A 16639-nucleotide genomic window follows, 5' to 3' on the forward strand; every position below is an offset into this window, starting at 1 on the left:
TCGTTCCTTGTGATCAGGCGCCTGCCTAGCATCTGTTCACGCATGACCAACCACGCTGACCGCATGAGCGGTCCGCGCCCACCCCACCATGAATGCCGCCACACCGCCCCTAGACGCCGCGCTGGCCCCACCCGGGTCCCGGCCACGCCGTTCGTCCCAGGGGCTGCTGTCCCGGCTGCTGCTGCGCCAGCGCAGCGTGCTGCCCGGCTTCGATCTTTCGCTGGGCCTGACGCTGTTCTACCTCGGGCTGATCGTGCTGCTGCCGCTCAGCGCGGTCTTCCTCAAGACCTTCACGCTCAGCGCGGACGCCTTCTGGGCCGCGGTGGCCTCGCCGCGGGTGCTGGCCTCCTACCGGCTGACCTTCGGTGCCTCGCTGGCCGCCGCCCTGCTCAATGCCGCGGCCGGACTGCTGGTGGCCTGGGTGCTGGTGCGCTACCGCTTTCCCTTCCAGCGGGTGATCGACGCCCTGGTGGACCTGCCCTTCGCGCTGCCCACCGCGGTGGCCGGCATCGCGCTGACCGCGCTGTACGCACCCAACGGCTGGATCGGACAGTGGCTGCCGTTCAAGGTGGCGTTCACGCCCACCGGCGTCTTCGTGGCCATGACCTTCATCGGCCTGCCCTTCGTGGTGCGCACGGTGCAGCCGGTGCTGGAAGACCTCTCGCGCGAGCTGGAGGAGGCCGCCGCCACGCTGGGCGCCACGCGCGGCCAGACCTTTCTGCACGTGATCCTGCCGACGCTGGCGCCGGCCCTGCTGACCGGCTTCGCCCTGGCCTTCGCCCGCGCGCTGGGCGAGTACGGCTCGATCATCTTCATCGCCGGCAACATGCCGATGGTCTCGGAGATCACGCCGCTGCTGATCATCACCAAGCTGGAACAGTACGACTACGCCGGCGCCACCGCCATCGCGGTGGTGATGCTGGTCACCGCCTTCGCGCTGCTGCTGCTGATCAACCTCATCCAGGCCTGGTCGCGTCGGCGCCAGGGCCGCTGAGCCGGGAGTCTCACCACCATGTCTTCCCCTGTCACCGCCCAGCCCGCCCGCTCGGCCCTGCAGGCCACGGCCGAGCCGGCCTGGGTCCGGCTCACGCTGATCACGCTGGCCCTGGCCTTTCTGTCGCTGTTCCTCTTCGTGCCCCTGGTGGCCGTGTTCGTCGAGGCCTTCAAGAAGGGCTGGGACGTGTACATCGCGTCCATCGTCGAGCCCGACGCGCTCTCGGCCGTCAAGCTCACGCTGATCGCCGCGGGCATCTCGGTGCCGCTGAACCTGGTGTTCGGCGTCTGCGCCGCCTGGGCCATCGCCAAGTTCGACTTCCGCGGCAAGAACCTGCTGCTCACCCTGATCGACCTGCCCTTCTCGGTCAGCCCGGTGATCGCCGGCCTGATCTATGTGCTGGTGTTCGGCCTGCAGGGCTGGTTCGGCGAATGGCTGCGCGACCACGACCTGAAGATCATCTTCGCGGTGCCCGGCATCGTGCTGGCCACCGTGTTCGTGACCTTCCCCTTCATCGCCCGCGAGCTGATCCCGCTGATGCAGGCCCAGGGCAGCGAGCAGGAGGAGGCCGCCCGCGTGCTGGGCGCCAACGGCTGGCAGATCTTCTGGAAGGTGACCCTGCCCAATGTGAAGTGGGCCCTGCTGTACGGCGTGATCCTGTGCAACGCGCGGGCCATGGGCGAGTTCGGCGCGGTGTCGGTGGTCTCCGGCCACATCCGCGGCAGCACCAACACCCTGCCGCTGCACATCGAGATTCTCTACAACGAATACCAGTTCGCCGCCGCCTTCGCGGTGGCCTCGCTGCTGGCCGGTCTGGCCCTGGTGACCCTGGTGCTGAAGTACCTGGTGGAGCAGCGCGTCAAGCACACCCTGTCGTCCCATGGCGCGGACGACGCCGCTGAAGGAGCCCCCGCATGAGCATCGAAGTCCGCCACCTGGTCAAGCGCTTCGGCCCGCTGACCGTCTGCGACCACCTGAACCTGGACATCCCCTCCGGGGAGCTGGTGGCGCTGCTGGGCCCCTCGGGCTCGGGCAAGACCACGCTGCTGCGCATGATCGCCGGGCTGGAGCAGCCTGACGAGGGCAGCGTGCTGTTCCACGGCGAGGACGCCACCGAGGTCTCGGTGCGCGAGCGCAACGTGGGCTTCGTGTTCCAGCACTACGCCCTGTTCGGCCACATGACCGTGGCCGACAACATCGCCTTCGGCCTGCGGGTGCGCCCGCGCGCCAGCCGCCCGTCCGAGGCGACGATCCGCGAGAAGGTCCAGGAGTTGCTGCACCTGGTGCAGCTGGACACCCTGGCCGGCCGCTTCCCGCACCAGATCTCCGGCGGCCAGCGCCAGCGCGTGGCCCTGGCCCGTGCGCTGGCGGTGGAGCCCAAGGTGCTGCTGCTGGACGAGCCCTTCGGCGCGCTGGACGCCAAGGTGCGCAAGGAGCTGCGCCGCTGGCTGCGCCGGCTGCACGACGAGATGCACGTGACCAGCGTCTTCGTCACCCACGACCAGGAGGAAGCCATGGAGGTGGCCGACCGCATCGTGGTGATGAACCAGGGCCGCATCGAGCAGGAGGGCTCGCCCGACGAGGTCTACGACCAGCCGGCCACGCCCTTCGTGCTGAAGTTCCTGGGCGATGTGAACCTCTTCCACCGCCGCACCGACGCTGGCGAGGCGGTGAGCTATGTGCGCCCGCACGAGCTGGACATCGTCGCGCAGCCGCAGGCCGACACCTGGTCGGTGACCCTGTCGCAGACCCTCACCGTGGGGCCCAACACCCGCATCGAGTTCCTGCGCGAGGAGGACGGCAGCCTGGTGGACGTGGAGCTCTCCCGCGAGGCCTGGCGCGGCCTGCAGCGCGAGCTGGGCCTGGCCCCCGGCAGCCGGGTGCACCTCCAGCCGCGGCGGGTGACCCGCTTCGGGCAGGGTAGTGCCTGAACGGTACTTTTTCTGCCGCAGCAGGGTCAGGCGAACCTGACTTTCATCCCCTGCATCCGGGAACATCTTGTTGCGCCGGCTTGACCTGGCTCAAATGGAGCCGGCTCAGCCGTCTCGGGACATTCCCGAGCGTCCCCCTGCGCAGGTACATTGAAATCTACCGGCCCGCATCGCCGTTGATGCGCAGGCCGGCTTCTTCATGTCCGCGCAGTTCGCCCCTCCTTCTGCCTGCCCCCGTCCGACACCGGCACCGGCCCCCGCCGAAACCGTGCTGCCCGATGACGCCTGCATCGCCAAGGACTCGCAGGGCCGAATCGAGCGCTGGAGCCCGGCCGCCGAAGCCCTGTTCGGCTATGCCGAGCAAGAAGCCCTGGGGCAGGGCGCGGAGTTGCTGCTGCCGGAATCGCATCGGCACGAGTCCCTCTGGATTGCCCACCGGCTGGCGCAGGGCGAAAGCATCCTCCATCTCATCTCTACACCCGGCGACGGCACAAGTCCGGCCATCTGCTGCCGGTGAGCCTGACGGCCCGGGCCCGACGCACCGCCGACGGACAGTTGGCGGGCATCGACAAGCGCTACCGCCGCCTGGGTGACGAATGCGCCATCGTGCGGCAGCTGACCCTGGAGGCCGGCGACTTCGCCCGCCTGTTCGCCCGCACGCCGATGCCCATGTGCATCACCCGCATGACCGACGGCACGGTGCTGGCCATCAACACCAGCTTCCAGAGCTTCATGGGGCGGACGGAAGAGGCCTTGCTGGGCCACCGCACGCTGGACCTGGGCCTGTGGCGATCGGCCGGCGAGCGCAGCGCGCTGCTGGAGCGGCTGCACCGGGAAGGACGCGTGCACAACGCGCCGCTGGTCGTGCAGCTCGGTCGGCAGGGCGACCCGCAGGACCAGCGGGAGGTGCTGGCCAACATCGAGCCGGTGACGCTGGGCGGTCAGCCCTGCCTGTACGTGCTGCTCAACGACATCTCGGGCTGGCGCCAGGCCGAACGCCAGCTCCAGCGGCGCGACCGGGAGTTCGCCGACCTCGTCAACAGCGCCAGCGACGCCATCGTCAGCATCGACGCCCACCAGCGCGTCTGCCTGTTCAACCGTGCCGCCGAGCAGATGTTCCAGGTGTCCGCCGAAGAGGCCCTGGGCCAGACCCTGGACCGCTTCATCCCGGGCGAATGGCGCAGCCGCCACGCGGCCCTGGTGCAGCAGTTCATCGACAGCGGCGCCGAAGCCCGGCGCATGGGCAGCGGCCGGCTGATCCACGGCTGCCGGGCCGATGGCTCGGTGTTCCCGATCGAGGCCTCGATCTCGCGGGTGGGTCAGGGCGAAAGCCTGCGCCTGACGGTGGTGGCCCGGGACGTCTCCCAGGTCAAGGCGGCCGAGCAGGACCACCTGGCCCGCATCGCCGCTGAATCGGCCAACCAGGCCAAGACGGCCTTCCTCTCGCGCATGAGCCACGAGCTGCGCACGCCGCTCAATGCCGTGCTGGGCTTCACCCAGCTGCTGCTGTCGGGCCGGCAGGACCCGCTGTCGCAGGCGCAGGTGCGGCAGGTGGAGCTGGTGCAGCAGGCCGGCTGGCACCTGCTGGCCCTGATCAACGACGTGCTGGACCTCTCGCGCATCGAGGGCGGCCAGCTGCGGGTGGAGGCCCGCGCCATCGACCCGATCCACTGCCTGCAGGAGGCCCTGGCCCTGGCCATGCCCCAGGCCCAGGCCAGCGGCATCGCCCTGGCGGGCCCGGCGCCGGACGCGGACCTGCCGGTGATCCTCGCCGACCCGCTGCGCCTGCGCCAGGTGCTGCTGAACCTGCTGAGCAACGCCATCAAGTACAACCGCGCCCACGGCGAGGTGCAGCTGAGCGCCCTGCGCCAGGCGGATGGCCGGCTGCAGGTGCAGGTCCGCGACAACGGCCTGGGGCTGACAGCCGAACAGCTGCAGCACCTGTACGAACCCTTCAACCGGCTGGGCCGCGAGCGCTCGCACACCGAAGGCACCGGCATCGGCCTGGTGCTCTCGCGCGAGCTGATGCGCCTGATGGGTGGCGAGCTGCAGCTGCACAGCGCGCCCGGCCAGGGCACCTGCGTGACCCTGTGGCTGCCCACCGCCCCCGAGGGCACGCCACCCGCGCCCCCGGCGGCCGCCCCGGCCCCCGACGCCGCCGCCGGCGCTGGCGCCGATGCCGACTGGGGCGGCCGCGTGCTCTACATCGAGGACAACCCGGTGAACCAGCTGCTGATGCAACAGCTGCTGGCGCGCTGCCCCACCGTGACGCTGCAATGCGTGGACACCGGCGGCGCCGGCCTGCAGGCGGTGGCCGAACAGACCCCGGACCTGGTGCTGCTGGACATGCAGCTGCCCGACATGAGCGGGCTGGAATGGCTGCAGCGGCAGGCTGCCGCCATCGCCGAAGGTCGGCTGCGGGTGATCGCCGTCTCGGCCAGCGCCATGTCCGGCGACGTGGCGGCCGCCCGGGCCGCGGGCGCGGTGGACTACTGGACCAAGCCGCTGCGGCTGGACCAGGTGGTGCACGACCTGGCCGGCTGGCTGCGCCAGGGCGCCCGCACCGCAGGCCCCTGAGCCCACCCGCCGGACCCGCTCACAAGGGCGCCGAGGGGGTGCCCGCCGGCGCCGCCTGGGCCTGGCGGACCACGTCCGGCGCCAGGTGCGGGGCAAAGGTCTGGATGAAGGCGTAGGCGTAGCTGCGCAGCAGGGCGCCCCGCCGCAGGGCCACCGTGGTGGTGTTGACGGGGAACAGATGCCGGGCGTCCACCGACCGCAGCCCGGCGTCGCGCGCCTCGTCGAAGGCGATGGCCGCGATGATGCCCACCCCCAGGCCCAGGGCCACATAGGTCTTGATCACGTCGGCGTCCATGGCCGAGAGCACCACCTGCGGCTTCAGGCCGGCCCGGGCGAAGGCATCGTCGATGCTGCCCCGGCCGGTCACGCCCGCGTCGTAGGTGATGACCGGGAACTCGGCCAGGCGCGCCAGCGTCAGCGGCCCGTCCAGCAGGGCATGGCCCGGCGGCACGATGACCACATGGGTCCAGCGGTAGCAGGGCAGGGCCACCAGCTCGGGCTGGTCCTCCAGCGAGTGGGTGGCAATGCCGATGTCGGCCACCCCCTCCTGCAGCATGCGGGCGATCTGGACCGCCGAGCCCTGGTGCATCTGCAGCTGCACATGGGGATGGGCGCTGCAGAAGTCGTGCACCGCGCTGGGCAGGGCGTAGCGGGCCTGGGAATGGGTGGCGGCGATGCTCAGGGTGCCCACCTCGCCATGGCGGAAGTCCTCGCCCGCCCGGTGCAGGTTCTCGGCATCCAGCAGCAGGCGCTCCACCCAGGGCAGCACCCGCTCGCCCGCCGGCGTGAGGCCGGTCAGGCGCTTGCCCGAGCGCACGAAGATCTCCACGCCCAGCTCGTCTTCCAGTTCGCGGATCTGGCGGCTGATGCCGGGCTGGGAGGTGTGCAAGGCCTCGGCCACCTCGGTCAGGTTGAAGCCGCGGCGCGCGGCCTCCCGCACGGATCGCAGTTGCTGGAAGTTCATCGTGATGACGCGGTTGCCGCTTGGCGCCCGCGGGTTACTTGTTTTCCGCATTATCAAAACGGCCGCACGAGATCCCAACCATTGAAAACGCGCTAGCTTGTGCCAGGAGGGCATAAGGACGTGCGGCGCTATGCTCACCCCATGCGCCGCCAAGACGTCCCCCACGCCCTGACCCCCTTCCTGCAGCAGCCCGGCCACCTGGTGCTGGACGGTGCCCTGGCCACCGAGCTGAGCGCCGCGGGGCCGACCTCCACGACCCACTCTGGTCCGCCCGGGTGTTGCTGGAGCAGCCCGAGCTGATCCGCCAGGTGCACCTGGATTACTTCCACGCCGGCGCGGACGTGGCCACCACCGCCACCTACCAGGCCACCTTCGAAGGCCTGGCCGCACGCGGGCTGAGCCATGACGAGGCCGCCGCGCGCATGAGGCTGGCCGTGCAACTGGCCTGCGAAGCCCGCGACAGCTTCTGGCAGGCCTGGGGTGCCCCCGAGGGAGCCGCCCACTGGCGGGGCCGGCACCGGCCGCTGGTGGCCGCCAGCATCGGGCCCTACGGCGCCATGCGGGCCGATGGCTCGGAATACCACGGCGGCTACGGCCTGAGCCGCCAGGCGCTGAAGGACTTCCACCGACCGCGCCTGACGCTGCTGGCCCGCAGCGGCGCCGATCTGCTGGCCTGCGAAACCCTGCCCAGCCTGGAGGAAGCGCTGGCCCTGGCCGAACTGCTGGACGAACTGCGCCAGGTCCCGGACCTGGCGGACCTGGGCGCCTGGATCAGCTTCTCCTGCCAGGACGGGGCACACACCTGCGAGGGCCAGCGCCTGGCCGACTGCGCCGCCGCCCTGGAGGGCTTTGCCGGCGTGCTGGCCCTGGGCGTGAACTGCACCGCCCCACAGCATGTGGCCGCGCTGCTGGACAGCGCCCGGCCCTTCACCAGCAAGCCCCTGCTGGCCTACCCCAACGCGGGTGAGCGCTACGACCCGGTGGCCAAGGTCTGGCAACCCGATCCGGCCTGCGCCCACCGCCCGCTGGCCGAGATGGCCATGGACTGGGAACGGGCGGGCGCCCGCCTGATCGGGGGCTGCTGCCGCACCACACCGCAGGACATTTCGGCCCTGCTGGCACGCTGGACCGCCCAGGCATGAGGCCGTCCGGGGCCCGGCACCGGTAACACTCGCATCCAAGTGTTGCCACAGGCCCGCTTCCCCCTCCCCTTGGGGACACGGCGGGCCGGGGGCTGGCCGACACTCGCCGGTTCCGGCCTGACGGCCGATCCCGTCGAACCGACCCTGCCGAGCCGATGTCCCTGCCCGTTGCCGACCTCACTTCGCTGGCCGAGGCCGCCAGCGCCTCCCTGAGCACCGCGCTCGGGGCCTTCACCTGGCTGGAAGAGACCGAGCGCCTGATCACGCTGCGCACCGCGCTGCCAGCGCTGAACCTGGTGGCCACCCGCCTGGTCATGCGCGAAGCCGAGGGCCAGGGCTTCGAACTGATCCTCGACGCGGTCTCCACCTCGGCCTACCTGCCGCTCAAGACGCTGATCGGCGAGCAGATGACCGTGGGCCTGCGCCAGGCCGATGGCCGCTACGCGCCCTGGCACGGCTATGTGACCGAGGCGGCCCAGCTGGGCAGCGACGGTGGCCTGGCCCGCTACCGCCTGGTGATGGCGCCCTGGCTGGCCGTGCTGCAGCTGCGCCGCGACAGCTTCGTCTTCCAGGACAAGACGGTGCAGCAGATCCTGGACGAGGTCTTTGCCGACTACCCCCCCGCCCAGTGGCGCTGGGACCTGGCCGAGCCCGAGGCTCTGCGCACCCGCTCCCTGTGCATCCAGTACCGCGAGAGCGACTGGGCCTTCGTGCAGCGCCTGCTGGCCAGCGAGGGCCTGAGCTGGCACATCGAACACCTGGGCGACGAAGACGCCGCCACCGCCGACGAGCAGGGCAAGGCCCGCCATGTGATGGTCATCACCGACGCCGGGGCCGAGCGCGCGGACCTGGGGCCCATCCGCTTTGCCGCCCTGCACCCCACCGCGGTGGTGGCTGGGCTGGAAGACCCGATCACCGTCTTTGCCGCCCAGCGCACCTTGCCCCCCAACGCCGTGGCCCTGGGCAGCTGGAACTACCGCAACTTGGCGGGCAGCAGCGCCGAGCTGGCCAGCGCGCTGGACCTGGGCGAAGTGCCCTGGCTGGAGCAGTACGACGGCAGCGGGGCGGATCGCTTTGCGGACACCCAGGCCGCCGAGCGCGCCGCGCGCCTGGCCTTGGGCGCGCTAGAGCTGCAGGCCAAGCGCTTTGCCGGCCAGGGCGGCGCCCGGGCCCTGCGTGCGGGTGCGCAGTTCCAGCTGATCGACCACCCGCTGTACGGGGCCAACACCACGGCGATGAACTACGCGGCGGCCTTGACCGCCAGCCACCCAAGGCCCGACAACGCCTTCACCGTGCTGGCCGTCGAACACCATGTGGCCAACAACCTGGGCGATCAGGCCGCCGAGTTGCTCAGGAACACCGCCCTGGCCAAGGGCGGCTACCGCAACCAGTTCCAGGCCGTGCCGGCCGCGGCCCCGGTGCTGCCGCGCCCCTTGCGCGCGCCCACCGCGCCCTACCTGCTCACCGCCCGCGTGGTGGGCCTGCAGGACGAAGCCCTCACCACCGAGCGCGACCACCGCGTCAAGGTGCAGTTCCACTTCCAGCGCGGCAGCGCCCCCAACCCCGGCGGCCTGCCGCATGCCTACAGTGCCGACGAGACCGGCAACGCCCCGGGCAACGAGCAGAGCGGCACCTGGGTGCGGGTGGCCACCCCGGCGGCCGGCGCCAACTGGGGCGCCGTCTGGGTGCCGCGCATCGGCTCGGAAGTGGCGGTGCAGTTCATCGAAGGCGACATCGACCGCCCGATCATTGCCGGCGGCCTGACCAACGGCGACCAGCCCCCGCCCTTTGCAGCGGGCGTGGATGCGGGCGTGAACCACCCCGGCGTGCTGGCCGGCCTGCACAGCCGCACGCTGGATGGCCAGCACACGCAGCAATGGGTGGTGGACGACGCCCCCGGCCAGCTGCGCACCCGGCTGGCCACCACCCACACCGGCAGTGAACTCAGCCTGGGCCACCTGATCAACCAAAGCCCGAGCAGTGCCCAGCGCGGCGCCTGGCGCGGCAGCGGCTTCGAAGCCAACACCCAGGGCTGGGCCAGCCTGCGCGCCGGAGCGGGCCTGCTGGTGAGCACCCAGGCGCGCAGCGGCACCTACGGCTCGGCCCAGGGCCCACAGATGGACGCGGCCGAGGCCCTGGCCCAGTTGCGATCGGCCACCGAGCTGGGCCAGCGCCTGTCACAAGCCGCCCAGGCCATCGGCGCCCAGGGCCTGACCAGCACCGAAGAGGGCCAGGACCTCAGCAAGCTGCACCAGGCCCTGGACCCGGCCCAGGACGGGCGCCATCCGGACCAGGTCAACGGGCAGGAGGCCAAGATCCCCGCCGATGGCCGGGACCCCAGCCAGGGCGAGCCCGTCCCCGCCTTCGCCCAGCCTGCCGTGGTGCTGGACAGCGCCGCCGCCCAGCTGCTGGCCACCCCGGCCAGCGTGCAGCAGTTCAGCGGCCAGCGCCTGAGCCAGATCATGCAGCAGGACCTGCAAACCACGGCCGCCCACACCGCGTCCATTGCCGCGGGCCAGACCGCCAGCCTCTACGCCCACCAGGGCGGGCTGCAGGTCAAGGCGGCCAATGGGCCGGTCTCTCTGCGCGCGCACACCGACGAGCTCAAGCTGCTGGCCGACCAGAGTGTGACCATCACCAGCGTCAACGACGAGATCCGCATCAGCGCCAACAGCAAGATCGAACTCATCGCCGGCCAGTCGGGCATCACCCTGGAAGGCGGCAACATCACCGTCACCACCCCGGGCCGCTTCGCGGTCAAGGGGGCCACGCATGGGTTCCTGGGGGGCGGGAGTCAGGCGGCGAGTTTGCCGGCCTTGCCCGTTGGGACCTGTGAAGAGATCGAGGCATATGACGAGCAGTTCCACCTCGTTGACTCAAGTGGCGTGCCGATGGCCAACAGAAGGTACAGGCTCACAGGCTCCAATGGGCAAGTCTGGGAGGGGGTGACCGATGCATCAGGCATGACACAGCGAATTGTCACCAACGAGCCGGTGGAGGTCTCAATTGACATCTTCCCAAGCGACTCCGCTGCAACGATCCTCTAACACCATGGCAACGAAGAAGCATTCCACCCCGAGCTCAAGCAAGAAGGGGGCAGGAAAGACCAACAAAACGAAGAACACCTTGGTCAAGGTCGTCGTCTTGGAGGACGTGGGCACTTGGGTAAGGCCGGCAAGTGGCGAGAAGTTCTATATCTCAAATGCTGCAGAAATGCCTCAAATCGACTTTGAGATCAAAACCGATGCGGCAGGACCGGTTCAGTGGAGCTGGAAAATAGTTTGGGATGCCAAGGTCAGCGGCTTGAAAGAGAAACCCCGTGGCAAGTTGATTGAGAGCTTCTCCGAAGCGGGTTCCGCACAAACGGAAGGAACCACCTGGCGGGCAAACCTGAACAACCGCACCCTTGGCGGACTTCTCACCGTAGAGGCCAAGGTTGAAAAACTGACCTTCAAACGCAGTGTATATATACTCGGAAAGAACCCAACAAAGTCGGAGGTATCAGCATTTCTGCTCACCATTCCAGACACGGTCGGATTTGACAAACTTCTAGATCAGGAAACAGGCACAAAGCATTTTATCGATCTTGATGGTGAACCCATCGTCGCTTTCGACAAGGGCTTTGGAATTACACAGATGACGAACCCCGCCCCAAGTTTTGAGCAGGCATGGAGCTGGAAAGAGAATATTAAGGCTGGATCCCACCTGTATGCACAGAAACAGAAGGCCGCCAAATCCATGTTTGCATCCCACCCAACACCGGCGGCGACCGAGGAAATGATCTCCAATGAAACTTACTCCCGCTGGAATGGGGGGAGCTATTACCATTGGAACGCCACCAGCGAAGCCTGGGAGAGAAAGTCAAACATATTGTGCGACCCCGCAACCGGAAACATTGGATGGGACACCAACAATGAAGGCAATCAAAACAAAAGCGCTGAGGATCTTCACCAAAGGGATCAGCCAACCTATTCAAAAGGAAAGAGCGGCCAAGACAAAGATCACACTTGGATTTACTCCGGTGTTTGCTATGCAGACCATGTCAACGGCAATTGATAGATTCCTCAGAATAGCCCTTCTTCTGCTCACATTGCTGCCAATTTCATTCAATTGCACCGCTGCGCTTCATGTTGATGAAAATCGCTTCATTCTGAACCAAAAGGCAATTGAAAAAAGCAGCTATTCCCCCGTCTTGGCCAAGGCTTTGAAAGACACCGCCCTCATCTCCGTGAATGGCGAAGTCCGAATCTCGGATGCAGCGCTTGTGATTCTCCGACGACCTTCTAAAGAGCTACCACTTTCCCGATGCGGCGCTGGCAGTGAAGACCGTCTGGCCTTAATCGTCTATTCATCGAAAAAACTGCGGCTGGTTGACTCCATCCCTCTGCAAAGCTGCGAAAACAATGTCACGCTCGTCCTGCCCGATTTGAGCATCCCCGACAACCCAGCCGACGCCATCAAGCTTGATTCATCCGAACTGGAGTTCAGCACCTTGAATGCAGAGATGACCGGGCCTGAGGTCCATCGGTTCTTGATATCCCCAAGTGGGTTCAAGAAGATTTCATCACCATCGTCCGACGTGCATTGACCATACTGTCCCCAAAGGGTGTACTCGCCCTTCAATGTTCTACCAATGCGCGCTCCATCGCCTGCTGATTCCTCATCCTCCATCCCCCCCTACATCCCCTCCGGCCGCGCTGGTCTCAGGGCCTGGCTGATTTGGGCCGGTGCCGGCCTGCCTGCGAGCGCATTGCTGGGCGCCGCACTGGCCTGGGCGGCCGGCCATGCGTATGGCGTGATCAGTTGGGCCATTTGCACCGTGCTGGCCATGCTGGCCTACGGCGTGGCCTTTGGCTGGGTGGCCGACTGGAGCCATTCACGGCAACGCCGGTTGAGCCAAGGCTGGCTGTTGGCTTCCCTGCTGGTCAGCTTCAGTGTGCGTTGGTGGCTGGCCCCCGCCTTTGGAAGCTTGGCGCCATGGACGCTCTTTCGCCTGGGCGGGTGGGATGCCGCGCTCTGGCCCGGTATCGGCGCTCTGCTGGAACTGGCCGTCATCCTCGCCCTGACTTGGGACATGGTGGGGCAGCAGGCCGCCAACCCCTACAGCGAGAGCCAACACCAGTGGGCACGCAAGGTCTGGGAGCAGGAGTTGTGGCTGGGCCGTGGCGAAGCCGCGCAGGTACAGGAAGAACTGGCCAGCCGTGGCACGGCGTTCCTGCTGTCGCTGCGGCCAGCGGCCGATGTGACCGTTTCAACGGCGGCAGGCACCTGGCTGACGCTGAAGATCCAAGGGCGGTCGGTGCCGCAAGACCCGCAGGCCCGCTGGATCGACATCGACTTGCGCATGTACGAGCGCAGCGCCGAAGGCAAGGTCAAACCCGCCCGCCTGTCTCTGCTGGCCGCCGGCCTGGTGTCGGATGCCATCTTCGAAGCCTTGCACCGAATGCCTGCGGCGACGCCGGAGCGGGACACGCAGGCCACGCCATCGGAAGAGCCGGACACGCCCGAGGAACTGCTGCCCGCGGTGGCGGCCCTGGAAGGGGTGCGGTTTGAAGCCTGCCTGGAGGCGGCCAAGCCGCATGTACGCAGCGGCACGCGGAGCATCCAGGCTGACGCTTGGCGTCTGTGCGCCCTGGCGCATTCGCGGTTGGCTCAGTGGGCTGCAGCCGGCCATGACTTCGAGCGCCTGTTCGCTCTAGAACCCAGCAGCCACAATGCACTGCAGATCGCCACCACGGCGGTGATGGCGCAGGATCTGACGCGCGGCACCCATTGGTTTGAACGCGCGGTGGAGATGAACACCTCCGCCCAGGACATGCCGCCCGCCAAGATGCGCACGGCCTACCTCTCCTCACTGAGTCAGGCGGGGCACTACGACGCCTGCCAGGAGCACCTGGAATGGCTTGCGCAAGGCTACTCAGCCATGGGTATCACCGACAGCACCTTTGTCTGGATGCGCGGCTTTCCCTTCTTTTCCGAGTTCCTGAGCAAGTCGGCAGAGTTGCTGCTGCATGTCATGCCGGCCGAACAACTCCAACAGTGGTACGAAGCAAAGCTGGCAGAGGTGGACGAGGCGGGTCGCGCGGCGCTGGTGGCCCACTGCGCCTGCCTGGCGAAGAGCTCAGGCGCATGAAGCCGCGGCTTTGGATCTTCGGCACGCTCGTAATGGCCTTCGCTGCAGTGTCACTGCACCATGTCCGCTCGGGTCGTGAGTCCGCTGCGTTTTCCTGCCACCGCCTGTCGCCAACCGATGTGGAAGACCTCGTCAAGGGCACAACAGCACCTCCGCCCTCGGTGAATCCCCGCAGTCGACCTGCGGCAACGGTCAACCTGCTCTTGGTCGGCCTGCCCAGCCGACATGCCCCCGATACCCTGATGCGGGTGCTGTCCAGCCGCATCAACGCACCGATCTACCAGGGAACTCCGACGAATCGCATTCCGATCCAGGTGAGCGATCAGCTTCGTGGCGAAGATGGGGGCGACAACCTGCGTTTTGAGCTGCTGTCCCCTGGGACCCGCAGCATCTGCGTGAGCGAGCAGCAGCGTGCCGTCAACGTCTGGCGGGCTGGTCAGACGGTATGGATCGAGTTTCTGAGAGACCCCTACCCAGACGAACTCACAGGAACGCCCCGCCGCTTTCTCATCAACGGACTGTGATGACGGCGGCAGCTTTGCGAAGAGCCCCAGTAGCTGAAACGGAGCCCCTTGCGCGTGACTTCTCACAGCCAAGTGGCCGCTTGCCGCCACGCACTCGCGCAACAGACCGTGCGCATGGAGCAGTGGCTTTGGATCGGGCGCGCTCGGCGTGCTTCTGACCGCCTTCGGCGCAGCGTCACTGCACCATGCCCGATCGGGTCGTGAAACCGCTGCGTTTTCTTGCCACCGCCTGTCGCCAAGCGATGTGGAAGACCTCGTCAAGGGCACAGCAGCACCTCCGCCCTCGGTGAATCCCCGCAGTCAACCGGCGGGAACGGTCAACCTGCTCCAGGTCGGCCTGCCCAGCCGTTATGCCCCGATACCCTGATGCGGGTAATGTCCAGCCGCATCAACGCACCGATCTACCAGGGAACTCCGACGAATCGCATTCCGGTCGCAGGTAAGCGATCAGCTTCGTGGCGAAGATGGAGGAGACACCCTGCGTTTTGAGCTGCTGTCCCCCCAGGACCCACAGCATCTGCGTGAGCGAGCAGCAGCGTACCGTCAACATCTGGCAGGCTGGTCAGCCGGTAAGGATCGAGTTTCTGACAGATCCCCGTCCCTCCGAGCCCCATTTCGTTCTGGGGAGCCGGAACTTCACCTTGCCGACAGAGGCGCCGGTGATGAGGGCACGCCCCTACGGCGCGGTCGGAAGGCAAACGGGAATCCCAGGCCCCGCCGCATTCGCGGCTACATTCCAATCTTGCAGTACCCGGCCCAAGCAGTTCGAGCCACGTTGTCCGGCAGCGCATCACGCCACCGTCGTTGGCTGATCGGGCAAAGCCGCCCTTTTCCGAGGGCGCCCGCCGTTGATGATTCAGGATGAGATACGTGATGTCGACCGGATTCCGCGCGATGCTGCTGCCCTTGGTGGTCACCGCCCTGACGGCCTGCGGTGGCGGCTCGGGCACCTCGGGCGCAACGCCCTCCACACCTTCCACACCTTCCACGCCCTCCACACCTTCGACTCCTTCCACGCCAGCGGGCCCCGTGACGGCCGCCCTCACCGCCTCGCGCATTTCAGGTGTCGCACCGCTGGCCGTTCAGTTCGACGCCACCGGCACCAGCACCACCCTGGGCCTGGACACCTTCCGCCAGCTGAACTACGCCTTCAACTTCGGCGATGACCGCGGGCTCACCTGGGCCGTGTCGGGTCTGCCCAAGAACACCGAGACCGGTGGCCCCATCGCCGCCCATGTCTTCGATGTGGCGGGCACCTACACCGTTCAGGTGACGGCCACGGACCCCGGCACCGGCAGCCAGTCCAGTGCCACGGTGACGGTCAACGTCAGCTCGCCCGACAGCGCCTACGCCGGCAGCCAGACGGTCTGCGTCTCCGGCGCGAGCCGCTACACCGGCTGCCCCACTGGCGCGGCCAAGGCCACCGCCCTGCCCACCGGCACCGGCTGGAATGGCAAGCGGGTGCTGCTGGCCCGGGGCGAGACCTTTGGCGACATCGACATCCAGGATGGCAACGCCGGCGTGCAGGTGGGCAGCTACGGGACCGGGGCCTTGCCCGTGGTCAATTCCGTGGGCATCGGCTCCACGCGTCCGCAGACGGCCAACTTCGCCACCGACATCACGGTCATGGATCTGGCCGTGGCCAAGGACGTGACGCAGAGCCTGGGCAAGCAGGTGCTGCTCTACCGACTGGACCTCACCTCCGCCAGCGACAACCATGGTATCTACACCGGCGGCATGAGCTACTGGGCCCAGTCCGATCCCTACCGCGTGGTGCCCACCAGTGCCTTCTATTACGCCCAGCAGATCTTCGTGGTGGAGAACACCGTCACCGGCTCGTTCAACGACGGCGGCTACAACCTCTATGGCGATGGTTCCCAGTACGCCATGCTGGGCAATGTGATGGGCGTCTCCAAGTACCACACGGCCCGCTTCACCAAGCTGCGCAAGGCCATCGTGGCGCACAACGAGCTCAAGGGCATCAATCCGGCGGGCATCTACCACAGCCTGAAGCTGCACAGCGGTGGCCTCACGGCCTACACGAACCAGTATGTCGACGACGCCTGGTATTCGGACCAGGTGGTGGTGTCGCACAACCGCTTCGGCAACGCAGCGGACACCAACCAGTGGACGGTGGCCATCAGCCCGGAAAATGACAGCTCGGCCGAAGGCGTCCAGAACGTCCTGGTGGAGTCCAACACCTTCGTGCGCAATGCCAACACCGTGCTGGATCTGGTGCTGGGCGGCCGCTCGCTCACCTACCGGAACAACACCGCCAACGGGGGGGCCATCCTGGAAGACCAGGGCCACACCGCGGCCTTGCCGGCGGCCTGGATGGGCCCGTATTACAGCAACTGAGCCCCGCCGGGCGGTG

Annotated in this window: 14 protein-coding genes; 13 read left to right on the plus strand and 1 reads right to left on the minus strand. The window is 67.6% G+C overall.

The window, feature by feature from the left end:
* Nucleotides 1-88 precede the first annotated feature (88 nt).
* From cysT to LRM40_RS17270, 5 genes are all read left to right on the plus strand, one after another.
* A complete protein-coding gene (gene cysT, locus LRM40_RS17250; protein WP_151125169.1) occupies nt 89-994 on the plus strand; it encodes a sulfate ABC transporter permease subunit CysT in 906 nt (301 codons plus the stop codon).
* Between the two features lie 18 nt (nt 995-1012).
* A complete protein-coding gene (gene cysW, locus LRM40_RS17255; RefSeq protein ID WP_151125170.1) occupies nt 1013-1912 on the plus strand; it encodes a sulfate ABC transporter permease subunit CysW in 900 nt (299 codons plus the stop codon).
* Entirely contained in the window at nt 1909-2925 is a 1017-nt protein-coding gene (locus LRM40_RS17260; RefSeq protein WP_151125171.1) for a sulfate/molybdate ABC transporter ATP-binding protein, read from the plus strand. The genes cysW and LRM40_RS17260 overlap by 4 nt, the downstream gene beginning before the upstream one ends.
* A 199-nt stretch (nt 2926-3124) precedes the next feature.
* Entirely contained in the window at nt 3125-3442 is a 318-nt protein-coding gene (locus tag LRM40_RS17265; protein WP_151125172.1) for a PAS domain S-box protein, read from the plus strand.
* Complete coding sequence (locus LRM40_RS17270) at nt 3439-5502, plus strand: PAS domain-containing hybrid sensor histidine kinase/response regulator (RefSeq protein ID WP_151125173.1); 2064 nt, start codon at nt 3439-3441, stop codon at nt 5500-5502. The genes LRM40_RS17265 and LRM40_RS17270 overlap by 4 nt, the downstream gene beginning before the upstream one ends.
* A gap of 19 nt (nt 5503-5521) precedes the next feature.
* Here the strand turns inward: LRM40_RS17270 and LRM40_RS17275 are convergent, their stop codons facing one another.
* Complete coding sequence (locus LRM40_RS17275; protein ID WP_151125174.1) at nt 5522-6466, minus strand: CysB family HTH-type transcriptional regulator; 945 nt, start codon at nt 6464-6466, stop codon at nt 5522-5524.
* A gap of 141 nt (nt 6467-6607) precedes the next feature.
* Here LRM40_RS17275 and LRM40_RS17280 point away from each other — a divergent pair, with 141 nt between their 5' ends.
* The 8 genes from LRM40_RS17280 (at nt 6608) to LRM40_RS17315 (ending at nt 16623) form a co-directional block, all read left to right on the plus strand.
* Complete coding sequence (locus LRM40_RS17280; RefSeq protein ID WP_231067621.1) at nt 6608-6766, plus strand: hypothetical protein; 159 nt, start codon at nt 6608-6610, stop codon at nt 6764-6766.
* Nucleotides 6745-7608 (plus strand): homocysteine S-methyltransferase, encoded by an 864-nt coding sequence (gene mmuM, locus LRM40_RS17285; protein ID WP_231067622.1) that lies wholly within the window; start codon nt 6745-6747, stop codon nt 7606-7608. The genes LRM40_RS17280 and mmuM overlap by 22 nt, the downstream gene beginning before the upstream one ends.
* Before the next feature lie 155 nt (nt 7609-7763).
* Complete coding sequence (locus LRM40_RS17290; protein ID WP_151125175.1) at nt 7764-10655, plus strand: type VI secretion system Vgr family protein; 2892 nt, start codon at nt 7764-7766, stop codon at nt 10653-10655.
* 4 nt (nt 10656-10659) lie between these two features.
* Entirely contained in the window at nt 10660-11664 is a 1005-nt protein-coding gene (locus LRM40_RS17295) for a hypothetical protein (RefSeq protein ID WP_151125176.1), read from the plus strand.
* Nucleotides 11639-12196, plus strand: a complete 558-nt coding sequence (locus tag LRM40_RS17300; RefSeq protein ID WP_151125177.1) for a hypothetical protein — start codon at nt 11639-11641, stop codon at nt 12194-12196. Before LRM40_RS17295 ends, LRM40_RS17300 begins: the two co-directional genes overlap by 26 nt.
* Nucleotides 12197-12427: 231 nt before the next feature.
* The gene (locus LRM40_RS17305; RefSeq protein WP_170288931.1) at nt 12428-13741 is read left to right on the plus strand and encodes a hypothetical protein; all 1314 of its coding nucleotides are present in this window, start codon (nt 12428-12430) and stop codon (nt 13739-13741) included.
* Nucleotides 13738-14265 carry a hypothetical protein gene (locus tag LRM40_RS17310; RefSeq protein WP_151125179.1) on the plus strand — a complete coding sequence of 176 codons (528 nt, stop codon included), beginning with the start codon at nt 13738-13740 and terminating at the stop codon, nt 14263-14265. The genes LRM40_RS17305 and LRM40_RS17310 overlap by 4 nt, the downstream gene beginning before the upstream one ends.
* A gap of 873 nt (nt 14266-15138) precedes the next feature.
* Nucleotides 15139-16623, plus strand: a complete 1485-nt coding sequence (locus tag LRM40_RS17315; RefSeq protein ID WP_151125180.1) for a PKD domain-containing protein — start codon at nt 15139-15141, stop codon at nt 16621-16623.
* Nucleotides 16624-16639: the final 16 nt, after the last annotated feature.

Origin of the sequence: Ideonella dechloratans, assembly GCF_021049305.1 — a bacterium.
Lineage (GTDB): Bacteria > Pseudomonadota > Gammaproteobacteria > Burkholderiales > Burkholderiaceae_C > Ideonella > Ideonella dechloratans.

Bases quoted from the DNA above. Each gene is read 5' to 3' on its own strand.
- cysT (WP_151125169.1), top strand. From the start codon at position 89: ATGAATGCCGCCACACCGCCCCTAGACGCCGCGCTGGCCCCACCCGGG.
- LRM40_RS17265 (WP_151125172.1), top strand. From the start codon at position 3,125: ATGTCCGCGCAGTTCGCCCCTCCTTCTGCCTGCCCCCGTCCGACACCG.
- LRM40_RS17275 (WP_151125174.1), bottom strand. From the start codon at position 6,466: ATGAACTTCCAGCAACTGCGATCCGTGCGGGAGGCCGCGCGCCGCGGC.
- cysW (WP_151125170.1), top strand. From the start codon at position 1,013: ATGTCTTCCCCTGTCACCGCCCAGCCCGCCCGCTCGGCCCTGCAGGCC.
- LRM40_RS17290 (WP_151125175.1), top strand. From the start codon at position 7,764: ATGTCCCTGCCCGTTGCCGACCTCACTTCGCTGGCCGAGGCCGCCAGC.
- LRM40_RS17310 (WP_151125179.1), top strand. From the start codon at position 13,738: ATGAAGCCGCGGCTTTGGATCTTCGGCACGCTCGTAATGGCCTTCGCT.
- LRM40_RS17300 (WP_151125177.1), top strand. From the start codon at position 11,639: ATGCAGACCATGTCAACGGCAATTGATAGATTCCTCAGAATAGCCCTT.
- LRM40_RS17280 (WP_231067621.1), top strand. From the start codon at position 6,608: ATGCGCCGCCAAGACGTCCCCCACGCCCTGACCCCCTTCCTGCAGCAG.
- LRM40_RS17260 (WP_151125171.1), top strand. From the start codon at position 1,909: ATGAGCATCGAAGTCCGCCACCTGGTCAAGCGCTTCGGCCCGCTGACC.
- LRM40_RS17295 (WP_151125176.1), top strand. From the start codon at position 10,660: ATGGCAACGAAGAAGCATTCCACCCCGAGCTCAAGCAAGAAGGGGGCA.
- LRM40_RS17315 (WP_151125180.1), top strand. From the start codon at position 15,139: ATGTCGACCGGATTCCGCGCGATGCTGCTGCCCTTGGTGGTCACCGCC.